Source organism: Flavobacterium branchiarum (genome assembly GCF_030409845.1).
GTDB classification, from domain to species: domain Bacteria; phylum Bacteroidota; class Bacteroidia; order Flavobacteriales; family Flavobacteriaceae; genus Flavobacterium; species Flavobacterium branchiarum.
Genome location: NZ_JAUFQQ010000003.1, coordinates 1,663,892 through 1,679,921 on the forward strand (window position 1 = coordinate 1,663,892; position 16,030 = coordinate 1,679,921).

The following is a 16,030-nucleotide window of genomic DNA, read 5'->3' on the forward strand; positions in this document are numbered from 1 at the left end:
CATCAGAATAGAATTGCTCATAAAAGATGATTTAAGGAAAATATTTTTTCACATAGCTTATGCGCTTTATTTTAAGTGAAACGTCTTTCTTAGACATAGTACCGATAGCTATCGGGATTATGATTTAAAATAAATGTAGTCAGTAAGTTAATTTACTCAAACTTGAAAAAGAAATAAACTACAGCAGCCCATTCTTTATTTATACCTCGAGCGTAACCAATTGTACTGTGATTGCGATCTTCGACTTTACCATCACTTTTTATGTAGCCAATAGTTGAATGATTTCTATCCTGTACAGTTCCATCGCTTTTTACATAACCTACTGTAGAATGATTTCTGTTCTCGATTCTACCGTCACTTTTTATGTATCCGATTGTACTGTGATTGCGGTTTTCGATTCTGCCGTCACTTTTAATATAACCAGCTGTGGAGTGGTTCCGGTTTTCAATTTTCCCATCTGATTTAATATAACCAATTGCGCTGTGATTTCCAGATTCTATAGTTTGCGCTTGGGTAATTGCAATTCCTCCAACAGTTAAGATAAAAAATAGTAGTTTTTTCATTTTTGGATTTTTATAAGTTAGAATGATTGATTACTAGGTTTCTACAATTTGTATACCATTTTTAATAACTATGCTCAGGACCTTGTAAAATTAAAATTTAGCCTTAGTTTGTAGTTGTAGCATTGTATAAAAACATAGAAGCCGTCTAAATTAGACGGCTTTTATGCATAAGCTAGTTTTACTCAGAAGAAATTGTACTTTAGTTAATAAAGGTTGCATCAAGAGTTTACAAATTATTATTCTCACATAAATTGTTTTGTACAATAAGTATTTTATCGCGTCTTATTTGTTTATAATAAGAAGAAGTAAAACCAGTATATTTTTTTAATTGATTGGATAAATGTGCTGGCGTATTATATCCTAAAGAATTAGAAATTTCTGTCATCGATTGATCTGTATACACCAATAGCTCTTTTACCTTTTCTATTTTTTTTGAAATGATATATTTTTCTAAAGTGTATCCTTCAGAGGTTGAAAACAGGATGCTCAAAGAATCATATTCTTTACGTAATTCGGAACTAATAAGCGTTGAAAACTTAATCGATTCCCCCGTGTCTAGTTGCTTTTGAATACCTTTTCCGACTGCTTTTTTTATCAGATTTATTATTTTTTGATTCTTACTATACAACAGATCAAATCCGTTTTTTTTCAGCATCGTTTTAATAATCTGTTCATCAATTTTTTTATCTGTCACCTTAAGGATTACTTCACCCAAGCGTATTTTAGCAACTTCAAAATCTAATTTTAAAAATTCATCTGATAGAACATAAATGCATCTGTCACACACCATTCCTTTGATTAGAAGTTTTATGGTTTTTTCCATCGCATCAATTATTTATTTCTAAAGACGCATTCCTTATTTTTGATAGACGGTATAAGGGTTGTGTATAGTTTATAGTAGCAGTTAAACTTTTCATATAGTTTATTTTTTCCACTTTAAACGCAAGCTATTACTTACCACACTTACACTACTTAAAGCCATTGCAGCACCCGCAATCATTGGGTTTAATAAGAATCCATTAATAGGATATAATATACCGGCCGCTAAAGGAATACCAATAAGATTATAAATAAATGCCCAAAATAAATTTTGTTTAATTGTTAGTACAGTTTGTTTAGATAGGCGTATGGCTTGGGGTATTTTTGTCAAGTCAGATGAAATAATAGTCATTTTAGCTACGTCCATTGCGATATCACTTCCTTTCCCCATAGCAATACTTACATCAGCAGTTGCCAGTGCAGTACTATCGTTAATTCCGTCACCTACCATCGCCACAGTTTTACCCTGTTGTTGCAATTCTTTTACAAAATCGGCTTTGTACTGTGGTAATACTTCAGCTTTATAATGTTTGATTCCAGTTTGTTCAGCAATAGCTTTTGCAGTAGCTTCGTTATCTCCTGTAAGCATATACAGTTCAATACCCATATCTTGCATTTGCTTGATAGCTTCAACAGATGTTTCTTTGATTTTATCAGAAATGGCAATTACAGCTAAAGCCTGCTTACTATCGGTAAACCAAATTACAGTTTTAGATTCTTTACTCCATTCATCGGCTTGACCTAATAATTGATTGCTAATAGTGATATTATTTTCTGCTAACAATTTTTTATTACCAACAAAATAGGTTTCTCCCATATAAGATGCCTTTGCGCCTTTACCAGTAATACTATCAAAATCAGATAAAACGACAGTCTGTAGCCCTTCGAAATTTTTTACTACGGCTTCCGCCAAAGGATGTTCAGATTGTTTTTCAATACTGATTAAAATATCCTTTGTAGCGTCCTTATCATCTAGCCATTTTACGCCAGTAACTTGAGGTCTACCTTCGGTAATAGTACCAGTCTTGTCTAATACAATTGCAGAGACTTTTCTGGCTAGTTCTAAACTTTCAGCATCTTTAATCAATATACCATTTTCGGCACCTTTACCAACACCAACCATAATTGCAGTAGGAGTAGCAAGACCCAAGGCACAAGGACAAGCAATAACCAATACAGTAACTGCAGCCATTAAGGCTTGTGCCACTGCATTTTCTCCACCTAGCACTAACCAAGTAATAAAAGTAAGAATAGCTATCCCGATTACAATTGGAACAAAAATTCCAGCAATCTTATCTACTAATTTCTGCACAGGAGCTTTACTTCCTTGTGCATCTTGCACCATTTTTATAATCTGAGCAAGCATGGTTTCTTTACCTACCTTAACTGCTTTAAATTGAAAACTTCCTTTTTGGTTTATAGTTCCAGCAAAGACCTTTTCATTCTCTTTTTTTAATACAGGAACAGGTTCACCGCTCAACATACTTTCATCAACATATGAATTTCCAGAAGTAACCATTCCGTCTACGGCAATTTTTTCACCAGGTTTAACCAATATTATAGATCCAACAGTTACGTCTTCAATAGCCATTTGTTTTTCGGTTCCATCAGGAAGTATAACCATCACCGTTTTAGGTTGTAAACCCATTAACTTTTTAATTGCTGTTGAGGTATTTCCTTTTGCTTTTTCTTCTAATAATTTACCTAATAAAATGAATGTTATAACTACGGCAGCAGCTTCAAAATAGACATGAGCATGTAAGCCACGTTGATGCCAGAAATCCATGAATAGCATATTAAATACACTAAAAAGATAAGCGATTCCGGTACTTAAAGCCACTAATGTGTCCATATTAGCAGATCGGTGCTTGGTTTGTTTCCATGCATTTATAAAGAAGTCTTTACCTAACCAAAGAACTACAGGAGTCGAAAAGAACCACATGATTTCATTACCATAAGGGATATCCATAAAGAACATACCAATAGCTACTACTGGAAGCGAAAGTATAACTGCCCAGATGGTTTTATTTTTTAATTTTTTGAACTTTTCGGCATGGATAGCCTCCAATGATTCCTGCTGTTTTGTCTCGTCTACAATAAGTAAATCGTAACCAACAGCCTGAACAGCTTTTTGTAGCTTAGACGAGTTTGTTATAGTTGGAAGGTATTCTACAGTTAGATTTCCTGTAGCAAAATTTACAGAAGCATCAACAACTCCCGATTCGTATTTTACGATATTTTCGGCGCTACCAGCACAAGATGCGCAAGTCATTCCAAGAACCGGAAAGGAGTTTTTTACAGTTGGAACACCATATCCCAAATCCTTAATAGCCTTAACAGCATCACCAACGACCTCATTGTCGGTAACAGTAATGGCTGCTCTGCGGTTGTTTAATTCTATTTTATATGTTTCGACACCTTTTACCTGTGCCAATCCCTTTTCTATTATTAATGCGCAATGTTCACTATCTACATTCTCTAAAGGGATGTAAATTATTTCTTTAATCCTATTCGTCGTCATAATTTTGCTTATTGTATTTCAATTGCAAATTTCGTGACAAGAGCTGTAAATTCTATTGTGTAATTATGGATTTGATTTGTAATATTTACTTATACCTTATCCAATGGTTTTCTTTTATCTTCACGTATCTGCTTAAAATGGCTAGGAGTTAATCCTGTAACTTTTTTAAACTGATTACTAAGATAAGCAACACTAGAGTAGTTTAAACGCAATGCAATTTCGCTTAACGTTAATTCATCATAAACCAAAAGCTCTTTTATTTTTTCAATTTTTTGAGCAATGAAATATTTCTCTATCGTTGTGCCTTCGATCTCAGAAAACAGATTAGAAAGATAGTTGTAGTCGTGGTGGAGTTTTTCACTCAAAATATCAGATAGATTGGTTTTAGAATTATTATCCTGATGGTGTACCAAATCGATAATAATATTTTTTATCTTTTCGATGATCCTACTTTTTTTATCATCAATAACTTCAAATCCCAATGGAACTAATACGTTTTCTAATGCGGTTCTTTCTTCAGTGGTTAATTCTTTTGTGAGAGTAACTTCTCCCAACTTAATATTAGAATAGTCCAAACCAAGTTTTTCAAGTTCATCTTGAACAACCATTATACAACGGTTACAGACCATGTTTTTAACGAATAATGTATTCATGTTTCTTGTTTTGTATTATAAAGATATTGGCAAAATTACTATTAATATTCAATTTACAGATCATTAATAAATGTAAAACTAAGTAAAACACTAAAGGATGAAAGTATGTAAAGACAGTCAGAATTTAAGATTTTGGAAATAATGGATTAGAATTTAAGGATTGTTTGAATGGTTTATAAACCAGTAAATGTTATAAATCAAACAAGGAATAATATCATAAGTCAACATGATGGTGTTTTTAAATTTGCAATAAATAAAAACGGATTTGAAATACGATCTAGCAAGTACCATGAAGGTACATAAATAAGGGAATGAGTTAATAGGAAATGGAGTTAGCTTTTTTCGAAAACGTAATCCGATTTTTTTATTAATTCTAATGCGTATGATACAAGAATATACTACTCAAAATGAAACAGGAATTGTTATAATTCCAGATATATCAGGCTTTACAGATTTTGTTATAAATACCAATATGTTTATTGGAAAATACATAACGGAGAATCTACTAAAATCAATAATTTACAGTAATGCACTTCGTCTTGAAGTTTCAGAAATTGAAGGAGATGCAGTGTTGTTTTATAAATTTAAGGATATTCCCTCCTTTGAGGAAACAAAAACTCAGATAGAAGTAATGTACGATAATTTTAAAAAAGAAGTAGCGAAGTTAGCATTAGAATTAGCGATAGAAATTCCTTTATCATTAAAAATCATTGTGCACTATGGAGCTTTTACCAAATATAAAATTGACAGGTTTGAGAAGCTTTACGGGACACCAATCGTAGAAGCCCACAAAATGCTTAAAAACCATATAGCCAAATTTCCTCCATATGCATTATTCTCTGAGGCATTTTTACAAGCTAATTTTGAACAACCAGCTATAGCAACTCTTGAGTACGATAATTGTGGAAACTGTATATACTTACCAGAAGTAGGTTACATTCATTATCTGTAAGAAGTTCCTTTTATGTGGTTTTATTAAATAAGAATAATGTTGAGAGGATACTAATTAGACAGCTTAATTTTCTATTTGTTTTCTCTAATTTTGTTAAGGCAGTATAAGTAAAAAGATGAAATATGGATAGATTTGAACAAAAACTATTGGATAGGAATATAAAACCAACTTCGGTGAGGTTGTTACTATTCAAAACAATGACTGAGTTTAATAAAACTTTTAGTTTAACTGATCTTGAAACAGAATTAGAAACGGTTAATAAATCTACCATTTTTAGAACGTTGACTTTGTTTCACGAAAATTTACTTATTCATAGTATTGATGATGGCTCAGGATCTATGAAATATTCTATATGTGCTGTGTCTTGTATGTGTACACTAGGAGAGTTACATGTGCATTTTAATTGTAACCGTTGCCATAACACCTATTGCCTTGAGAGTATTTCTATACCGCCGATTCAACTTCCTGAAAAATTCTTATTAGAAAGTGTCAATTTTGTAATGAAAGGAATTTGCGAAAATTGTTCTAAGTCTTTCTAGATTTTATAATAATCTCTTAGGTGTAATTACATTTAAAACGTCACTTGTATAAATTAGAACGCGGATAAAACAGATTTGCTCCACAAAAAAACGCGGATTTACATTTAGTATCTAAAAAAATCCGCTTAATCTGTGTCTTCATGATAACGAATCCGTTTAATCCGCGTTAAATCTTGCGCTCAACGGGCTATAATAATAAAAAACACATTAAACATACTCAGTTGTATTTGCAACCAGGTTCCCAAAACAGACGTATAACTTTGTCATAGAATTATAAAAACAATAAGATATGTCAAAGCAATGTTGTAGTACAGCTGTTTATTTAAAACCTCAAATAGAGGAGGGACATCAGCATAATCACGACCATAGTCACGGAAAAAACGAGAAAAAAGGAAATCATCATGAGCATAGTCACGGTCATGACCACGATCACAGTCACGACCTTGAAGGTAAAACTACATTTCAGTTATTTTTACCATCAACAGTTTCATTAATTTTATTGTTAACAGGGATAGGATTAGATACTTATTTTCCGCAAGATTGGTTTACGGGTTGGGTAAGATTATTGTGGTATATAGTAGCCTATATTCCAGTTGGGTTGCCAGTCATAAAAGAAGCTATTGAGAGTATTCGTTACAAAGATTTCTTTTCAGAGTTTTTTCTAATGGTAATTGCTACAATGGGTGCTTTTGCTATAGGTGAATATCCCGAAGCTGTGGCAGTTATGTTGTTTTATGCTGTGGGTGAAGTGTTTCAAACACTTGCTGTATCTCGAGCCAAAGGAAACATTAAAGCATTATTAGATCAACGCCCAGATGAGATTACCCTACTTAAAGAAGGTAAACTGACAGTTATAAAGGCTGAAGATGCACAAATTGGAGATATTATTCAGTTAAAACCAGGGGAGAAATTAGGACTTGATGGAGAACTTATTTCAGAAAGCGCTTCATACAATACCGCCGCACTTACAGGAGAAAGTAAACCAGATACCAAATCAAAAGGAGAAGCAGTATTGGCGGGTATGATTAACCTCAATACAGTGAGTCAGGTCAAAGTAACCGTTGCCTATTCTGATAGTAAGTTAAGTAAGATATTAGAATTGGTACAAGATGCAACAAGTCAAAAAGCACCAACAGAATTGTTCATTCGTAAATTTGCCAAGGTATATACACCAATTATAGTATTTCTTTCAATAGCCATTACATTACTACCAGCACTTTTTGTTACTAATTATGTGTTTAGCGAATGGTTATATAGAGCCTTGGTGTTTTTAGTTATTTCATGCCCTTGTGCGTTGGTAATCTCTATTCCGTTGGGCTATTTTGGAGGTATCGGAGCTGCAAGTCATAATGGGATTTTGTTTAAAGGCTCTAATTTCTTGGATATTCTGGCTAATATTCAGCATGTGGTAATCGATAAAACAGGAACCATGACCGAAGGTGTTTTTAAAGTTCAAGAAGTACTAATCAATCCCGAATTTAATAAAGACGGAATTCTTAAAATGGTTAATGCTCTCGAAAGTCAAAGTACACATCCAGTAGCCTCAGCTATTCATAATTATGTTGGAGAAGTAGATAGTACTATCAGTTTGTTAGATACGGAAGAAATTGCTGGATACGGACTCAAATCTACTGTTAATGGAAAAGAATTATTGGTTGGAAATTTTAAATTACTGGATAAATTTAATATCAGTTATAATGCTAATACGAATAACATTTTATACACAGTAATTGCTATTTCTTACGACAGAAAATTTGCTGGATATCTGACAATCTCCGATAGTATTAAAGAAGATGCAAAAAAGGCTATAGATAAATTACATAGTATGAACATTAGAGTTACGATGCTAAGTGGAGATAAAAGTGCAGTTGTAGCTCATGTTGCTAAACAATTAGGAATAGATAGTGCTTTCGGAGATTTACTTCCTGAAGACAAAGTCAATAAAGTTAAAGAAATCAAGGCCTCTAGTACCAGCGTTGCATTTGTGGGCGACGGAGTAAATGATGCTCCAGTAATTGCATTAAGTGATGCAGGTATTGCAATGGGAGGACTAGGGAGTGATGCTGCTATTGAAACTGCCGATGTAGTGATACAAGACGATATGCCTTCAAAAATTCCGATGGCAATAAATATAGGCAAGCAAACCAAAAAAATAGTTTGGCAAAACATACTATTGGCTTTTTCAATAAAAGGAATTGTATTGGTGCTTGGTGCTGGCGGACTGGCCACCATGTGGGAAGCTGTGTTTGCCGATGTAGGTGTTGCATTATTGGCTATATTAAATGCAGTGCGAATACAAAGAATGAAATTTTAATGTAAATGATAGATTGGGAAGCCTAATCAGTAAATCTCACAAATCAAACAAGGAATAGTGTAAACGATAGGAGAGGTGATCGGTATAAATTTGCAGTATTAAATAACAATACAAATATCAGTAAAATGGAAAATAAAAATATTCAATTTAAAACAACCCTTAATTGCGGTGGATGTGTCGCTAAAGTTAAATCTGATTTAGATAATAACGAAGGTATCGGACAGTGGAATGTTGACACCGATAGCAGTGATAAAATCCTAACGGTACAATCTGAAGGGATTACAGAAGACGAAATAGTTGCCATTATTAAAAGTAAGGGCTTCAAGGCTGAACCAATTCACGTGTAATAATATACATAAAGTAATTGTTTAGTTAAAGTTATTCAAAACAAAGATAAAGAGGCTACTTCATAAGTTGAGGTAGTCTTTTTTGTTGAAAAATGCTTTAAAAGAGTTTTAAGAGTTTGTAATAATACGTAATTAGCTATATTTCTTTTATTAAAGGGCGTTCACCTAAATCTTTTATTAAACGTAAAAGATAGCCATCGGGGTCTTTTACTAAGAACTGACGCTGTCCAAATTCTACATCATTTACTGCATACCAACGTACTTCTACAGGAATGAATAAAGACCAATTTGCTAAGGCTAGTTTATCAATAATTGTGTCCATTTCTTCTACTTCAATCTGGAAATTGATTCCTCTCCCAAACGGGACTTCCAATTTTGCCGTTTCCCATTCGCGATCCGATTCATTGTATTGCTCCAACATGATTTGAGCTCCATTAAGATTGAGATAGGCAAATTTTTCTTCTGGACGATCATATGCTACTGAAAAACCAATGATATTACACCAAAAATCTAAACTTTTATCTAAATCTCTTACTATTAACTCAGGAACAAGTTTTGCCCAATTATCGATTTCTTTAACCATTGTTTTTTTATTCTCTCTCTATTATATTTTCAAAGATAGAATAAGTTACGGATGATTGTATCATCACTGTTTTTATCTTTAGTGAGTATCCTTGAGTTATATTTTGTATTTGTAATAGTGAGACCACTATTGTATTTATTTGGGGTAATTATTTTTTGCGAAAGATTTTTTTTACATTTAAAAGTAAAAAAATAGTATGTTTTAATAGGAGTAGAAATGGGCTATTTTATCTTTATTTATAATTTCATCAAATAGATTTAGACTATCTAGTTTTAGGAACAAATAATAACATTTCGATTGTAATTCTTCTCTTTTCTATACAATTTATTTTAAATTTATATTTGTAATTAGTTGTTTGAATTATATGATGTTATGAGTTTTTACATTTGATGTATATGTTTCAATTCTTATATTTATTTAATGATTTAATTATGCAGACAAAACGAAATAAAAAGGAATGATTTTATTCTATTTGTTAGCTCTTTTTAAGATATAATTAGAAATAAAAATGGGATTAAAATGCTATCTAAATTATGTGTTGTAAGAATTCTTTATGAAAAAAATAAAAAGAGTGTGATTTTTAGATGGTATATTGCAATCTAAGAAGGACTAATTTATTTCTATTTGATATAGAATAACTAGTAATAACCTGTTGAATGCAGTTCGTGAAAATGGCATTTAGTGCATAGCGACATAGTTCCGATAGCTATTGGGATTATGTGTTAAAATAATTATACAACAGGCTTAGTAATAATTAAATTTGACTAGAATGAAATTGAGATTGAGGAGAAAACCAAAAATGACCTTAGAGCGCTATTTTGAAGAAAACTTTAAAGACCAACAGTTATGGGAATCAAATAGAGAAAATGTAGAGCTACTTGTAGAACTGGTGAATTTGGTTCGTCCAAAAAAAATAAAAAAAGCAACAGTTGTAGATTTATCTGAACTGATTGAGCTACTTAAAGAAAATCAAAATTACCGTGATGGTTTGATGGACTGTATTAGTGCTCATTTAAAAAATAGGAAGTTCAATAAGATTCTTTCCGATGCGGGTATTCTACAGAATGCTAATTTCTTTTATGAAGTGCGTAAGCGTTTATTTGCCAAACTTATACCGGAACAACCAGAAAAAGACACCTTACAATTTATACTAAATCAAGTCTTCTTTGTTAAGACTGACCCGTTATGGATTAAGAAAATACCCCAAGAACAAATCTGGGAATTATATTCGCTATTAGAATTTCGTTCTATTTATGAAACGAGCGATGAGAAGTCTTCACTTACAGAGTTAGTATTTGCGATGGAGGTTATTACCTATCGTATTTGTGGCTGTGCTATGGAAACAGATGTAATCCAAATGGTACCTGAATATGAAAATTACGAGAGTCCTTTTCTTGCCTTTCAACGAGAGTTGTTGTTAATAAGCGAAAAGATAATTGAGTCTAATGTAAACTACATGCATCCCGATGATTTAGGTTATAAACAATTGATTATCCTACACAAACAATGTACTGACTATATAGAAACGGCTTTTAAGAATAGCAATAAATTTGGTATATCATTACGAGTAAATCAAAGTCTGTTACGAATCCGCCAACAATTGAATCGCTTGAAATCATTAATACCTCTTTTGATACAAACTGAAGAGGATGATGCCAAAAAGAACACGATTTACCTGTCTTATATACTGATTAAATACAACTGTGATAAAAATAATATAGATAAATTAATTAGTGAGAGTACGCAACTATTATCATACGAAATAACACAACATACAGCCAATACAGGAGAACATTACATTACAAACAGTCGTAAGGAATATTATAAAATGTTTTATTCTGCTGCAGGTGGTGGTTTTATCGTTGGAATACTGTGTATTATTAAACTATTATTAGGAAAAGTAGATGCCAGTGGATTTGGACATGTTCTATTGTATAGTATGAATTACTCCATAGGATTTATCATCATTTATATTCTAGGATTCACGCTTGCAACAAAGCAACCTGCAATGACAGCTTCTGCATTGGTAAGAGCTTTGCAGGAAGGTTTTAAACACAAAGATCAAGATAAAAATGAATACAAGTACAAAGAGTTTGCAATCTTTTTTGCACGTGTATTCCGTTCGCAGTTTATAGCATTCGTTGGGAATGTTCTTATTGCTTTTCCTGTTTCATTATTAGGAATCTGGGCAATTGACCAAGTGTTTCATTATAATATAGCCGAAGAAAAATGGCCTATTCTAATTAACGATCTAAATCCAATTTATTCTGCTGCAATTTTTCATGCTGCCATAGCTGGAGTTTTTCTTTTTTTATCTGGAATTATAGCAGGAAGTATTGCTAATCGAGACAAACACAACCATATGTATTATCGTATTCAGGAGCATCCATTGCTTAAGTTGAGTTTAGGTAAAAAAATGACTAAAAAACTGGCTTCTTTGTATGAAAAAAAATGGGCAGGAATTATATCCAATTTTTGGTTTGGTATTTTTATGGGAAGCACTGTTTTTATTGGAATATTCTTTGGATTAAATATTGATGTTAGACACATTACTTTTGCTAGTGGGAATTTTGCGATGGGCTTATATGGTGCTGAATTTGATATTACGCAATGGATGTTTTTCTGGTCAGTTTTAGGTATTGGTCTTATTGGTCTAGTCAATTTTATGGTTAGTTTTAGTTTGTCATTAGGACTTGCTTTTCGTTCGAGAGACATTCCGATATCCGAATTAAAACAGGTGACAAGTGCAATCATTAAGTACTTTTTGAGTAAACCGTCCCATTTCTTTTTTCCACCAAAGAACAGTGTGTCACAGTAGTATTCGTAATCGATGTATAAAAAGTTGTTTTTAGTTGTAAGAGACTATAAAAGTAAATAATACTTAATTGCACAATTTTAAAAAAGAATTTATAAAAGATTAAATAAATAAAATGAAGCTTATTACTTTAGAGAACATAGAAATTGATAGCATTGTTGAGGTGTTAAATTTGTCATTTTCAGATTATATTGTACCATTCAAACTCAATTCAGAACAATTAGAAGCTAAGATTGTAGCAGAAAACATAAAATTAGATTTGTCAATTGGTATACTGTCATCGGGTAGATTAGTGGGTTTTATGCTTCATGCCATAAATGAATTTGATGGACAATTGATCGCCTATAATGGTGCAACAGGAGTTATTCCAGAATATAGAGGACAAGGTTTGGTTGCTAAAATGTATGATTATCTACTACCTAAATTAAAAGCTTTAGACGTAAAGGAAATGGTACTCGAAGTTATTGTAGGTAATAATGCCGCAATTCGAGCTTATGAAAAAATGGACTATAAAATTCATAGGACTCTTAATTGCTATGGAGGATCTATCGAAATAAGCAATAAAAAAAGTGTTGCAACAATTAAAGAATTGAAAGATTTTGATTGGGCTACTTTTACTTCCTTTTGGTCTATAGCGCCTACTTGGCAAAATACAGTTAAGAGCTTAGATAATAGCAAGGAACGTTGTGGTATTTTGGAGGCTTATATCGAAAATGAACCAGTGGGTTATTTAGTTTATAATCGTACAACACGACGAATTTTACAAATTGCTGTAGCCGCTAAGTACAGACGTAATGGAGTAGGGGCTCAATTGGTAAATAAAATGGTAGAAACAATCGATTCGAAAGAAGTATCCATAAATAATATTGAAGACAATTCAATCGAAACAAATGCTTTTTTAAAGAATTTAGGGCTTCTAAACAGAGTGTCTCAATACGAAATGAAAAGAAAGATTTAAGTTCAGTCCTTCTGGATGGTTGATTTATTTAGATACTAAATCATAGTTGTAAGGAAATATAAACATCTTATAAAAACAAAAAAAGAGGCTACTTTACAACTTGTGAAGTAGCCTATTTTGATATTTAGGAGTCTATTATAATGAGATAATTACGACCTCTGTTCTTCTGTTTTTTTGGTGCTCTTCTTCGGAGCATTTTACACCATTACCACAATGATTAACTAAGTGAGTTTCTCCATATCCTTTGGCAGACATTCTATTTTTTGCAATACCCTTTTTTTGAAGATAAGCCATAGCAGATTGAGCACGCTTTTGAGATAAAACTAAATTGTAGTTTTTAGGTCCTCTCGAGTCAGTATAAGATGAAAATTTTATCTTCATTTCTGGATATTGCTTGAGTAAAGTAGCAACGCTATCTAATACTTGTGAGGCGTCTTTACGAATGTTGGCTTTGTCAAAATAGTAATATAGAATAAATTTTTCTCCAGTCTTAGGTGTTGTATTATCTTTTTGTTGAGGTTGTCTATCAACTATTAAAGGTTCCGGTGTTATTTTCTCTGGAACTATTTTTTCTGGTACAATAGTACAACTGTAGATGTCATCATTTCCCATACCTTCTTTTCGATTAGAAGAAAAATAACCATTAGAAGGATCAAGCATAGTTAAGAAAAAATCATCAGCAGGAGAGTTTATTGGGTTTCTCAAGTTCAGCGGTTTTGTCCATTGATTTTTTTGTCCTGTTGTACTAAAAATGTCAAAACCTCCCATTCCAGGATGTCCTTTGCTAGCAAAATACAATTGGTTGTTTTCGGCTATAGTAGGAAATTGATCTTCTTCACTTGTGTTAATAGTAGTACCACAATTTATAGGATTGCCCCAACTACCATCGCTATTTTTTTCTGAGTACCAAAGATCAGTTTTACCACTTCCACCTGGCATATCACTGCTAAAGTAAAGCGTATTACCATCCTTGCTAAGTGCTGGATGACCAACAGAGTAGGCTTCTACATTATTGTAAGCAAAAGCAACAGGTTCCTGCCAAATTCCATTTATTAAAGTACTGCTGTAAATTTCAAGCCTTCTAGCACCATAAAAATTAGAGTTAGGGTCTTTTTTATGTACTATTTTTTCTTGATTAGTTACAGTAAAATAAGCAATTGTATAGTCAGAACTGAAGGTTATTGGGCCTACATGGTATTTGAATTGATTGAGCTCTTTTGAAAATTGTATAACATCACTTGTATTTGAATCATTTGGTGTATACTGATAAAGCTTAATGTAGGGGCGTCCTGTCCATCCATATTTTACTTTTTTATTGATTTCTCTACCAAATAAAGAATTCCTAAGAGAATCGGAAGCAAAAACAATACTTTTACCATTGTACATTGTTGGTCCCCATTCTGATGCCGAGGTGTTCACTTTTTGAAGGTTAGCGATCTTATTTGAAGAAGTTTTTTTGAGCCAAACCATTGCCGAGTCACATCCCATAATTCGAGCAGAAATATCTTTAGAATCGATTTGCTTGTACTGCATATATACTTCTTTTGCTTTGCTATAATTTCCTTGATTCTTTAAGATGTCGCCATAAAAAAGAAAAAAATCTTTACTTGCATCATTTCTTTGTGTAATTACTTGGTACCATTGTGATGCTTTGTCATAGTCATTCATCTCTTTATAACTGTAAGCTAACTTTTCTAATAGAACCGTTTTTACATTTTTTTTCTGTGCAAGTTTCTCATAAATCAATGACGCTTGTTTATATTGATTCCTATCAAAATATTCGTTGGCGACTTTAATTTCTGGCTTACGATCTTGGGCTGTTACACCTAGTGTGCTTATCACTATTAATAGTGCTACGTAGCATTTTCTATATCTATACATATTACTTTTTTTGTTAGGTTAAACAGATACTAAAAATAACGCGGGCTACTAATGCGTTCTGCTCTTTTTTTATTGAATAATAAAAAACCTATTGAGATTTCATGTGAGCCTTTCTGATAACTATCCAGTTTGCTGGTTGCAAAATCATAAGAATAACCTATTCTAAGGCGTTCGGTAGCATATATTTCAGTCATAAGACTAACAGCGTCCTTTTTTTCTAACCCTTTTTGTAAGTCATTTTTATTCCATAACTTGACTGCAGAACGGTATGATCCTCCAATCCAAAAACGTTCTCCAATTAAAAATAAAGCATTTAAGTCGATATTTGTAGGTCCTTTAAAATCATCTTTTATCATGAAGGATGGCTTTAACTTCACATCTTCAGAGATGGTTACCATAAATCCAGATGTTAAGTAATAATGCGGTACTTTGCGGGTAACGAGATAATCATAATTGTTTTTTCCTGTAAAGGCATCATCATATATGTTACTTGGAAAAATATTAAGCACAGACATCCCGACGTAAAAAGAAGGCTCATAATAGTAGATTCCAAAATTTGCATTGGGCTTTGTTGTACTGACTCTTCCTTCGGGAAGATTTGGATCTCCTTGATCGGTAGGTAATAATCGATCTCCATCGATAGAATATTGATTTACACCTAGACTAAGCCCTAGCGATAGTCGGCTATCATCTGCTGCATTCATTCTTATCCTGTAAGCATAAGAGGCGTAAAAGGACACCACATCTTGTGGACCTACACGATCCCAAGTAATTTGAGCACCGAGTCCTACAGTTTTATATCCCGAAATATTTGTCAGACCATCGACTGTAAGTGTACCTGTTTCAGGTGACCCAGGAAAGCTGACCCATTGTTTTCGATAGGTAGAATTGATATAAATATCTTCTTTATATCCTGCATATGCTGGATTTAGACTAAGTCCATTAAAGACATATTGGCTAAACTGTATATCTTGTTGCGCAATTGCTGTGAGGCCTGAAGTTACTAACCATACTAATAGCAAACATAACTTTAATTGCATTACACCATTTTTTGTCATAATATATAATTTTTTATATGAGCCTCG

The 16,030-nt window shown here is 32.7% G+C and carries 13 protein-coding genes; 6 read left to right on the forward strand and 7 right to left on the reverse strand.

Translation table 11 applies throughout. The features are described from left to right. Positions 1-152 precede the first annotated feature (152 nt). The 4 genes from QWY99_RS07995 to QWY99_RS08010 all read right to left on the reverse strand — a co-directional run bounded on the left by QWY99_RS07995 (position 153) and on the right by QWY99_RS08010 (position 4,556). Positions 153-563 (reverse strand): 5-fold beta-flower protein, encoded by a 411-nt coding sequence (locus QWY99_RS07995; RefSeq protein WP_290263527.1) that lies wholly within the window; start codon positions 561-563, stop codon positions 153-155. A 226-nt stretch (positions 564-789) separates the two neighbouring features. Further along, positions 790-1,386: a helix-turn-helix domain-containing protein gene (locus QWY99_RS08000; protein WP_290263529.1), complete on the reverse strand. Its 597-nt coding sequence runs from the start codon at positions 1,384-1,386 to the stop codon at positions 790-792. A gap of 99 nt (positions 1,387-1,485) precedes the next feature. Then, the gene (locus QWY99_RS08005; RefSeq protein WP_290263531.1) at positions 1,486-3,903 is read right to left on the reverse strand and encodes a heavy metal translocating P-type ATPase; all 2,418 of its coding nucleotides are present in this window, start codon (positions 3,901-3,903) and stop codon (positions 1,486-1,488) included. A gap of 89 nt (positions 3,904-3,992) precedes the next feature. After that, on the reverse strand, positions 3,993-4,556 hold the full coding sequence (locus tag QWY99_RS08010; RefSeq protein ID WP_290263533.1) for a helix-turn-helix domain-containing protein: 564 nt from the start codon (positions 4,554-4,556) through the stop codon (positions 3,993-3,995). 382 nt (positions 4,557-4,938) lie between these two features. On the opposite strand from QWY99_RS08010, the gene QWY99_RS08015 reads away from it, so the two are divergent. The 4 genes from QWY99_RS08015 (at position 4,939) to QWY99_RS08030 (ending at position 8,708) form a co-directional block, all read left to right on the forward strand. Beyond that, positions 4,939-5,508 carry a DUF2652 domain-containing protein gene (locus QWY99_RS08015; protein ID WP_290263535.1) on the forward strand — a complete coding sequence of 190 codons (570 nt, stop codon included), beginning with the start codon at positions 4,939-4,941 and terminating at the stop codon, positions 5,506-5,508. 122 nt (positions 5,509-5,630) lie between these two features. Further along, on the forward strand, positions 5,631-6,047 hold the full coding sequence (locus QWY99_RS08020) for a Fur family transcriptional regulator (protein WP_290263537.1): 417 nt from the start codon (positions 5,631-5,633) through the stop codon (positions 6,045-6,047). A gap of 289 nt (positions 6,048-6,336) precedes the next feature. Next, the gene (locus QWY99_RS08025) at positions 6,337-8,361 is read left to right on the forward strand and encodes a heavy metal translocating P-type ATPase (RefSeq protein ID WP_290263539.1); all 2,025 of its coding nucleotides are present in this window, start codon (positions 6,337-6,339) and stop codon (positions 8,359-8,361) included. A gap of 125 nt (positions 8,362-8,486) precedes the next feature. After that, positions 8,487-8,708: a heavy-metal-associated domain-containing protein gene (locus QWY99_RS08030; protein WP_290263542.1), complete on the forward strand. Its 222-nt coding sequence runs from the start codon at positions 8,487-8,489 to the stop codon at positions 8,706-8,708. 136 nt (positions 8,709-8,844) lie between these two features. Here QWY99_RS08030 and QWY99_RS08035 read toward each other — a convergent pair whose 3' ends face one another. Then, positions 8,845-9,291, reverse strand: coding sequence for a bleomycin resistance protein (locus tag QWY99_RS08035; protein WP_290263544.1), 447 nt, complete (start codon positions 9,289-9,291; stop codon positions 8,845-8,847). Positions 9,292-10,060: 769 nt separating this feature from the next. On the opposite strand from QWY99_RS08035, the gene QWY99_RS08040 reads away from it, so the two are divergent. Beyond that, positions 10,061-12,109 carry a site-specific recombinase gene (locus QWY99_RS08040; RefSeq protein WP_290263546.1) on the forward strand — a complete coding sequence of 683 codons (2,049 nt, stop codon included), beginning with the start codon at positions 10,061-10,063 and terminating at the stop codon, positions 12,107-12,109. A 112-nt stretch (positions 12,110-12,221) separates the two neighbouring features. Further along, positions 12,222-13,064 (forward strand): GNAT family N-acetyltransferase, encoded by an 843-nt coding sequence (locus QWY99_RS08045; RefSeq protein ID WP_290263548.1) that lies wholly within the window; start codon positions 12,222-12,224, stop codon positions 13,062-13,064. Positions 13,065-13,199: 135 nt separating this feature from the next. Here QWY99_RS08045 and QWY99_RS08050 read toward each other — a convergent pair whose 3' ends face one another. Continuing rightward, complete coding sequence (locus tag QWY99_RS08050; RefSeq protein ID WP_290263549.1) at positions 13,200-14,945, reverse strand: OmpA family protein; 1,746 nt, start codon at positions 14,943-14,945, stop codon at positions 13,200-13,202. A 29-nt stretch (positions 14,946-14,974) separates the two neighbouring features. Continuing rightward, the gene (locus QWY99_RS08055) at positions 14,975-16,003 is read right to left on the reverse strand and encodes a PorP/SprF family type IX secretion system membrane protein (protein ID WP_290263550.1); all 1,029 of its coding nucleotides are present in this window, start codon (positions 16,001-16,003) and stop codon (positions 14,975-14,977) included. Positions 16,004-16,030: the final 27 nt, after the last annotated feature.

Bases quoted from the DNA above. Each gene is read 5' to 3' on its own strand.
- QWY99_RS08055 (WP_290263550.1), bottom strand. From the start codon at position 16,003: ATGACAAAAAATGGTGTAATGCAATTAAAGTTATGTTTGCTATTAGTA.
- QWY99_RS08045 (WP_290263548.1), top strand. From the start codon at position 12,222: ATGAAGCTTATTACTTTAGAGAACATAGAAATTGATAGCATTGTTGAG.
- QWY99_RS08035 (WP_290263544.1), bottom strand. From the start codon at position 9,291: ATGGTTAAAGAAATCGATAATTGGGCAAAACTTGTTCCTGAGTTAATA.
- QWY99_RS08050 (WP_290263549.1), bottom strand. From the start codon at position 14,945: ATGTATAGATATAGAAAATGCTACGTAGCACTATTAATAGTGATAAGC.
- QWY99_RS08030 (WP_290263542.1), top strand. From the start codon at position 8,487: ATGGAAAATAAAAATATTCAATTTAAAACAACCCTTAATTGCGGTGGA.
- QWY99_RS08025 (WP_290263539.1), top strand. From the start codon at position 6,337: ATGTCAAAGCAATGTTGTAGTACAGCTGTTTATTTAAAACCTCAAATA.
- QWY99_RS07995 (WP_290263527.1), bottom strand. From the start codon at position 563: ATGAAAAAACTACTATTTTTTATCTTAACTGTTGGAGGAATTGCAATT.
- QWY99_RS08005 (WP_290263531.1), bottom strand. From the start codon at position 3,903: ATGACGACGAATAGGATTAAAGAAATAATTTACATCCCTTTAGAGAAT.
- QWY99_RS08040 (WP_290263546.1), top strand. From the start codon at position 10,061: ATGAAATTGAGATTGAGGAGAAAACCAAAAATGACCTTAGAGCGCTAT.
- QWY99_RS08000 (WP_290263529.1), bottom strand. From the start codon at position 1,386: ATGGAAAAAACCATAAAACTTCTAATCAAAGGAATGGTGTGTGACAGA.
- QWY99_RS08010 (WP_290263533.1), bottom strand. From the start codon at position 4,556: ATGAATACATTATTCGTTAAAAACATGGTCTGTAACCGTTGTATAATG.
- QWY99_RS08015 (WP_290263535.1), top strand. From the start codon at position 4,939: ATGATACAAGAATATACTACTCAAAATGAAACAGGAATTGTTATAATT.
- QWY99_RS08020 (WP_290263537.1), top strand. From the start codon at position 5,631: ATGGATAGATTTGAACAAAAACTATTGGATAGGAATATAAAACCAACT.